Consider the following 7,438-nt stretch of genomic DNA (forward strand, 5'->3'; position numbering starts at 1 on the left):
ATCAGCTTTAAAGCTGATTCTTTTTATTATACAATAATATCTATGAAAAAAAATTTGCATTTTTTATCATAATCTGTTTATTATAAATATAAAGATAAAATTATTTGGAGGAATTATGGAAGGAAAAATAATAAAAGGAATCGGTGGGTTTTACTATGTTAAAACTAAAGATGAAGTTATAGAATGTAAGGCTAGAGGAAAATTCAGGCACAAGGATATGAAGCCTATGGTTGGAGATAATGTGCTTATTAATGTATCTAATGGCAAGGGAGTAATTGAGGATATACTTGATAGAACATCAGAGTTAATAAGACCTACTGTAGCAAATGTTACTCAAGCTTTTGTAGTGTTTGCAATAAAAAATCCAGATATAAATTTTGACCTTTTAAATAGATTTTTAATTCCATAAAAAGAAAAAATGGGAAAGATATTATCTTTCCCAGAATTTCTATTTGTTAAGATTAAATCTCTTATTGAACTTATCAACTCTTCCGCCGACATCAATAATTTTTTGCTTACCAGTGAAGAATGGGTGGCATTTAGAGCATATTTCTACTTTTAGTTCATCTTTAACTGAACCAGTTGTAAAAGTATTTCCACATGCACACTTAACTACAGCTTCGTGATTGTATTTTGGATGTATGCCTTCTCTCATTTTTTTCACCTCTTTCAAATACTAAAATAACTACTAGAGTATATCATAGCTTAATATTATGGTCAAGAATATACATAATAAAAATATTTTTGATTACTTATAGAAATAAAAATGCTATAATCTATGTATCTAATGTAAAGGAGACATAAATATGAGCAAATTATATTTTAGATATGGAGCTATGAACTCAGGAAAATCAACTCACCTTATGCAAGTAGCATATAACTACGAAGAAAGAGGAATGAAAGTTATATTAATTAAACCTTATACAGATACTAAAGGTGGAGAAAGATTAGTTTCAAGACTTGGTGTAGAAAGAAAAGTAGATTTTGTTATTTATGAGGAAGACGATATATTAGAAAAGGTAAAGAAATATAAAGAAATAAATGGTGATATAGATTGTATTTTAGTTGATGAAGTGCAATTCTTAAAATCAGGACAAATAGATAATTTATTTGAAATAGCTGTGGTATTAGATATACCTGTAATTTGTTATGGTCTTAGAACAGACTTTAAAATGCAAGGATTTGAAGGCAGTATAAGGCTACTATTATTAGCACATAGCATAGAAGAAATGAAGACTATATGCAAATGCGGAAGAAAAGCTGTATTAAATGGTAGAAAAGTAAATAACAGATTTGTCTTTGAAGGGGAACAAGTAGCAATAGACAATGTAAATGACGTTGAATATGAATCTTTATGTGGACACTGTTATTTTAAATATAAAAAGAATTTATATTAGAAAGAGTGGTAGAATGAAAAAGTGTGAAGTAGGAGGCCAAGCTGTAATTGAAGGGGTTATGATGAGAGGCAACAAAGGTCAAGCTACTGCAATAAGAAAGCCAGATGGTAAAATAGAAATAGATATGAAAAAAATGGTCCCGATAACTAAAAAATACAAATTTTTAAATATTCCCTTTATAAGGGGGATATTTGTACTTGTGGACTCATTAGTTACAGGAATTAATACCTTAAACTACTCAGCTTCTTTTTTTGAAGAAGATGAGGAGGAGTCAAAGTTTGAAATTTGGTTGAAAAATAAATTTGGAGATAAAAGTAATGATTTAATAGTAGGTGGAACTATGATTTTATCATTTGCATTATCTATTGGATTATTTGTAGCCTTACCTACAGGTATAGCTTCTTTATTTGGGGAACTTAATTTAAGCCCAGTATTATTAAACCTTATAGAGGCTATAATTAGAATGTCAATTTTACTTATATATATGTACTCCATTAGTAAGATGGAAGATATTTACAGAGTTTTTCAATATCATGGAGCTGAACACAAATCAATTTTCTGTTATGAATCAGGAAAAGAATTGACAGTAGAAAATGTTAGGGAGTTTTCTAGATTTCATCCAAGATGTGGAACTAATTTCCTATTCCTTATTATGTTTGTGAGTATAATAATATTTAGTTTTACTGGATGGGGAGGCTTTTTTGAGCGACTTTTACTAAGAATAGTGTTAATTCCAATAGTTTCAGGAATAACATATGAATTAATAAGATGGCTTGGTAAAAGTGAAAATACGTTATCTAAAATTATAGCTTATCCTGGATTAAAGCTTCAAGAACTTACTACTAAAGAACCAGATGATGCTCAATTAGAAGTTGCAATAGCAGCACTTATGAGTGCAGAAGGTATTAAAGTAAAGGAAAAAACTATAGGTGAACTTTTAGAAATTGGATCTAAGGAATTAAAGGAACAAAATATAGATACTTATATGTTAGATGCCCAATTATTATTAGGTATGGTATTAGCAAAAGATAAGATATATCTTATTACTAATAGAGATAAAGAAGTTTCGGATAAAGATGAAAAAGAATATATAGAATTAATTAAAAAAAGAAGTAGGAAGATGCCTATAAAGTATATTTTAGGAGAAACTGAATTTATGGGATTTGACTTTGACGTGGAAGAAGGAGTTTTAATTCCAAGAGGTGATACAGAAATCCTTGTAGAGGAAATACTTTCTATTATTAATGAAGATGATGAAATAAATCTTTGTGATCTTTGCTCAGGAAGTGGAGCTATTGGAATATCTTTAGCAATGAATAGAAAAAATATAAAAGTAGATGAGATTGATAATTTTGATATTCCAGAAAAAGTTACAAAAAGTAATATAGTTAAACATGCTTTAGAGAATAGAGTTAAGTTTATAAAAAGTAACTTATTAGAAGAAGTGATTAAAATTGGTAAAAAGTACGATGTTATTGTATCTAACCCACCATATATAAAAGCTTGTGAAATAGAGAATTTAATGGATGATGTTAAACTTTATGAGCCTCATACAGCTTTAGATGGAGGAGAAGATGGATTAATATTTTACAGAAAAATTATTGAGGAAAGTAAGCTTACATTAAAGGAAAATGGAATTTTAGCCTTTGAAATTGGCCACGATCAAGGATTAGACGTAAGAATATTAATGGAAGAGGCAGGATTTTCAAATGTAAAACTAGTAAAAGATTTAGCAGGACTAGACAGAGTTTTACTGGGATACTTTAAATGTTGATAAAGTTCTCCCTTTTATGATATAATAGGGAGATGTAAAAAAATAAAGTACGGAGTGATATTTATGTTATTAGATAAATTAGCATTTATAGAAAATAAATATGATGAATTATCTGTAAAGATATCAGATCCTTCAATTATGGCTAATCAAAACGAATGGAGAAAGCTATGTAAGGAGCACGCTGATTTAGAGATTATAGTTACAGCTTATAGAGAATATAGAACTGTTATAGATGATTTAGAAGCTAATAAGGAAATGTTAGCAGAAGAAAGTGATAAAGAAATGAGAGAAATGCTTTCTGAAGAAATTTCAATGCTAACTGAAAGAGAATCAGAATTAGAAAAGCATATTCAAATACTATTACTACCTAAGGACCCTAACGATGAGAAAAACGTATTTGTAGAAATAAGAGGCGGTGCAGGTGGAGATGAAGCTGCTTTATTTGCAGCTAATCTTTTTAGAATGTATACAAGATATGCAGAAACTCAAAGATGGTCAGTTGAGCTTATGAGTGCAAATGAAACTGACATCGGTGGATTTAAAGAAGTAGTATTTATGATTAAGGGATCTGGAGCATATTCTAAGCTTAAGTATGAAAGTGGAGTACATAGAGTACAAAGAGTTCCAGATACAGAATCAAGTGGTAGAATTCATACATCTACTGCAACAGTAGCAGTATTACCAGAAGTTGATGATGTTGAAATAGAAATCAATGAAAAAGATTTAAGAATTGATGTTTATAGATCTTCAGGTAATGGAGGACAATGCGTTAATACAACAGATTCAGCAGTAAGAATTACTCATATTCCATCTGGAGTTGTTGTTGCATGTCAAGATGAAAAATCACAATTAAAAAATAAAGAAAAAGCTATGAAGGTTTTAAGATCTAGACTATATGAAGCTGCAGAAGCAGAAAGAAATGCTGGTATAGCAGAAGATAGAAAGAGTCAAGTAGGTTCAGGGGATAGAAGTGAAAGAATAAGAACATACAACTATCCACAAGGAAGAGTAACAGATCATAGAATAGGCTTAACACTTTATAAATTAGAATCATATTTAAATGGTGATATAGAAGAAGTAATAAATGCGCTAATTACGGCTGATCAAGCTGAAAAGATGAAACAAATGGGTAATACAGACGCTATTTAATAAGAAAAGCCTTGCATTTTTAAATGTGAGGCTTTTAAAGTAGGTGAGTAAATGAAGATATTAAAGGCCTTGAAGAAGGAGAAAAAGCAAGAAAATCACTTCTTTATATTTATGATAATACTTTTTTTGAGCCTACCTTTAATAGCTTTTTTATCACAAATAGAATCAATGTTTTTATGGTTCTATCTAGGAGTTTTAGAGCTTTTAATAGTGATATCATGTATAAATAAATTGAATTATCATAATTTAAAATTTTCTTGTAATAACAATAAACTGAAGTTTAAAAGTGGATTGTTTTTCAAAGAGTCCGTTATATTATGTGACAAAGTTGCTGTAGTTCATACCGATAAAGATAAAGAAGAAATGGATATAATACTTATAAGTACAGTAAGATTCAGAAATAAATATTTAAAACCAGTTTCTAAAGGTTTTTTGAAAAAATATCCAGAAGCATTAGAGGAATATATAAAAATTAAAAAGATAAATCCCGAAGAAAGTTATTATTATCAAGTAATAAAAAGGGGAGCTTTAAAAAAGTATATGCTATTAGACGTTATATATAAGAATTGTGTAAGAGCAACTTATACTTCTTCAGCTATAGAAAATATAAAAATAGCTAGAGAACAAATAGAGTTATAATAAATGTAATGTGAAAGAAGGAATCTTTTTTGGAAACAAAGATAGGTATTATTAACGATGTTAATAAAGATATTGAATACATAAAGGAAGCAGCTGATATAATATATAAGGGAGGAATTGTTGCATTTCCTACAGAAACTGTATATGGACTTGGAGCAAATGCCTTAAATGAAGATGCTGTATATAAGATATTTAAGGCTAAGGGAAGACCTCAAGATAATCCATTAATAGTCCATGTAGCTTCTAAAAATATAGAAAAATTAGTTAAGGAAGTGCCAGAGATAGCAAAAGAACTTATAGAAAGATTTTGGCCAGGTCCTTTAACAATAATTTTAAATAAAAAAGACATAATACCAAATCGAACTAGTGCTAATCTAGAATCAGTTGGTATAAGAATGCCTAATAACGAAATTGCATTAAAGTTAATAGAGCTTTCAGGATGTCCAATTGCAGCACCATCTGCTAATATTTCAGGGAGACCTAGTCCAACAGATGTGGAAAGATGTATTGAAGATTTAGATGGAAAAGTAGATTGTATTATTGGATGGAAAAAAAGTGATGTTGGAGTAGAATCAACTATAGTTGATTGTACAGTAATGCCGCCAGTAGTACTAAGACCAGGTGGAATAACATTAGAAATGCTTAGGGAAGTTTGTAAAGATATTAATATAGACAAAGCTATACAAGGAAAACCTGATGCAAATTTAAAGCCAAAGGCTCCTGGAATGAAGTACAGACATTATGCTCCAAAAGCAAAATTACAGATAATAAAAGGAAATAGAGAAAAAACTATTGAAAAAATCAATGAAATAGTACAAAATTATATAGATAATCAAAAAAAGGTTGCAATTTTGTCTACAGAAGAAATATCTAGTAGATTTCCTTTAGGAGAGATAATATCCTTAGGGAGTGAAAAAAATCTTTATGAGGTAGCAAGAAACTTATTTGAAGCTCTTAGAAAGTGCGATGATTTAAATGTAGAGTTTATTCTATGTGAAGCCTTTGAGGAAAATGGAGTTGGTCTTGCTATAATGAATAGATTAAATAAAGCTGCAGGCTTTAATATATTAGAAGTATAATTAGGGAGGGAGGGGGAAACCTTTCTCTTTTTTTTATAAACAAGAATTTATAAAATTAAACTAATGAAAAATTTTTATAGATTCTTTCCTTTAGTTTTTAAGTATGATATATAATAACAAAACCTATATATCATATTTATATAATATTATAGTTGGGAGGAGTAGCAATGAAAAAAATAGCAATTGGCTCTGATCATGGAGGCGTTGAGCTTAAGGAAGAAATTAAGAACTTCCTATTAAGAGAAGGATATGAAGTTAAGGATTTTGGAACTAATTCAACTAATTCTTGTGATTATCCAGATTATGCATTACCAGTAGCAGAGGCTGTAGTAGCAAAGGAATATGATTTTGGTATTTTAATATGTGGTACTGGAATAGGTATTGGAATTGCAGCAAATAAAGTACCAGGAATTAGAGCAGCATTATGTTCAGATACCTTTAGTGCACATGCTACAAGAGAGCATAATGATGCCAATATATTAACATTAGGGCAAAGAGTAGTTGGACCAGGATTAGCTTTAGATATAGTAAATACATTTTTAAACACTGAATTCCAAGGTGGAAGACACCAAGATAGAATTAATAAGATTTCAGAAATAGAAGATAAATATAACAAATAATATTAAATAATATAAAAATTAATGCTATAGGAGGAATTTAAATGAGTAAAGTAACTCAAATTGATCACCCATTAATATTACACAAACTAGCTTTTATTAGAAGTAAGGAAACAGGTTCTAAGGATTTTAGAGAATTAGTAGAGGAAGTTTCTATGCTAATGGCATATGAAGTAACTAGAGAGTTAAGCACTGAAGAAGTGGAAATAGAAACTCCAATCTGTAAAACTAAATGCAGGATGCTTTCAGGTAAAAAGATGGCAATAGTACCAATATTAAGAGCTGGATTAGGTATGGTAGATGGTATGTTAAAACTTATACCAGCGGCAAAAGTTGGACATATAGGATTATATAGAGATGAAGAAACCCTTCAACCAGTTGAGTATTTTTGCAAAATGCCTCAAGATATAGCAGAAAGAGATGTAATTGTAGTAGACCCTATGCTTGCAACAGGTGGTTCAGCTGCAGATGCAATAACTATGTTAAAGAAAAGAGGAGCTAAGAATTTAAGACTTATGTGCTTAATTAGTTCTCCAGAAGGAATTGAATTTGTACAAAAAGAACATCCAGATGTAGATATCTATGTTGCAGGAATAGATGAAAAATTAAATGAACATGGATATATAGTTCCAGGACTTGGAGATGCAGGAGATAGATTATTCGGAACTAAATAATTTATCTATATAGCTCTAAAAATAAAGTTAATAAATTAAAGAGAAAGACTCCGAAATAAACTTGACCCTGTCAAGTAGACAATAGGAAAAAAGACTCTTCATTATGCGG

General features: G+C 29.7%; 8 protein-coding genes and 1 pseudogene. 8 read left to right on the forward strand and 1 reads right to left on the reverse strand.

Features of this window, described 5'->3' with window-relative positions:
- Positions 1-115: 115 nt before the first annotated feature.
- Positions 116-403, forward strand: a pseudogene (rsgA, locus tag HUJ77_RS10035) (GTPase RsgA); the annotation flags it as partial.
- 45 nt (positions 404-448) lie between these two features.
- Here rsgA and rpmE read toward each other — a convergent pair.
- Positions 449-655 carry a 50S ribosomal protein L31 gene (gene rpmE / locus HUJ77_RS10040; RefSeq protein WP_008676589.1) on the reverse strand — a complete coding sequence of 69 codons (207 nt, stop codon included), beginning with the start codon at positions 653-655 and terminating at the stop codon, positions 449-451.
- A 151-nt stretch (positions 656-806) separates the two neighbouring features.
- Between rpmE and HUJ77_RS10045 the strand changes: the two genes are divergently transcribed.
- The 7 genes from HUJ77_RS10045 (at position 807) to upp (ending at position 7,329) form a co-directional block, all read left to right on the forward strand.
- Complete coding sequence (locus HUJ77_RS10045; protein WP_291708449.1) at positions 807-1,397, forward strand: thymidine kinase; 591 nt, start codon at positions 807-809, stop codon at positions 1,395-1,397.
- Positions 1,398-1,410: 13 nt separating this feature from the next.
- Positions 1,411-3,171, forward strand: coding sequence for a peptide chain release factor N(5)-glutamine methyltransferase (prmC, locus tag HUJ77_RS10050; RefSeq protein WP_291708450.1), 1,761 nt, complete (start codon positions 1,411-1,413; stop codon positions 3,169-3,171).
- 63 nt (positions 3,172-3,234) lie between these two features.
- Entirely contained in the window at positions 3,235-4,320 is a 1,086-nt protein-coding gene (gene prfA, locus HUJ77_RS10055) for a peptide chain release factor 1 (protein WP_291708451.1), read from the forward strand.
- 51 nt (positions 4,321-4,371) lie between these two features.
- Positions 4,372-4,959 (forward strand): hypothetical protein, encoded by a 588-nt coding sequence (locus HUJ77_RS10060; RefSeq protein WP_291708452.1) that lies wholly within the window; start codon positions 4,372-4,374, stop codon positions 4,957-4,959.
- A gap of 29 nt (positions 4,960-4,988) precedes the next feature.
- Positions 4,989-6,038 (forward strand): L-threonylcarbamoyladenylate synthase, encoded by a 1,050-nt coding sequence (locus tag HUJ77_RS10065; protein WP_291708453.1) that lies wholly within the window; start codon positions 4,989-4,991, stop codon positions 6,036-6,038.
- A 167-nt stretch (positions 6,039-6,205) separates the two neighbouring features.
- Positions 6,206-6,658, forward strand: coding sequence for a ribose 5-phosphate isomerase B (gene rpiB, locus HUJ77_RS10070; protein WP_291708454.1), 453 nt, complete (start codon positions 6,206-6,208; stop codon positions 6,656-6,658).
- Positions 6,659-6,699: 41 nt separating this feature from the next.
- Positions 6,700-7,329: a uracil phosphoribosyltransferase gene (gene upp / locus HUJ77_RS10075; RefSeq protein ID WP_291708455.1), complete on the forward strand. Its 630-nt coding sequence runs from the start codon at positions 6,700-6,702 to the stop codon at positions 7,327-7,329.
- The last annotated feature ends 109 nt before the right edge of the window (positions 7,330-7,438 follow it).

The organism is Clostridium sp., from assembly GCF_021443865.1.
In the GTDB taxonomy this organism is placed as follows: Bacteria; Bacillota; Clostridia; order Clostridiales; family Clostridiaceae; genus Clostridium.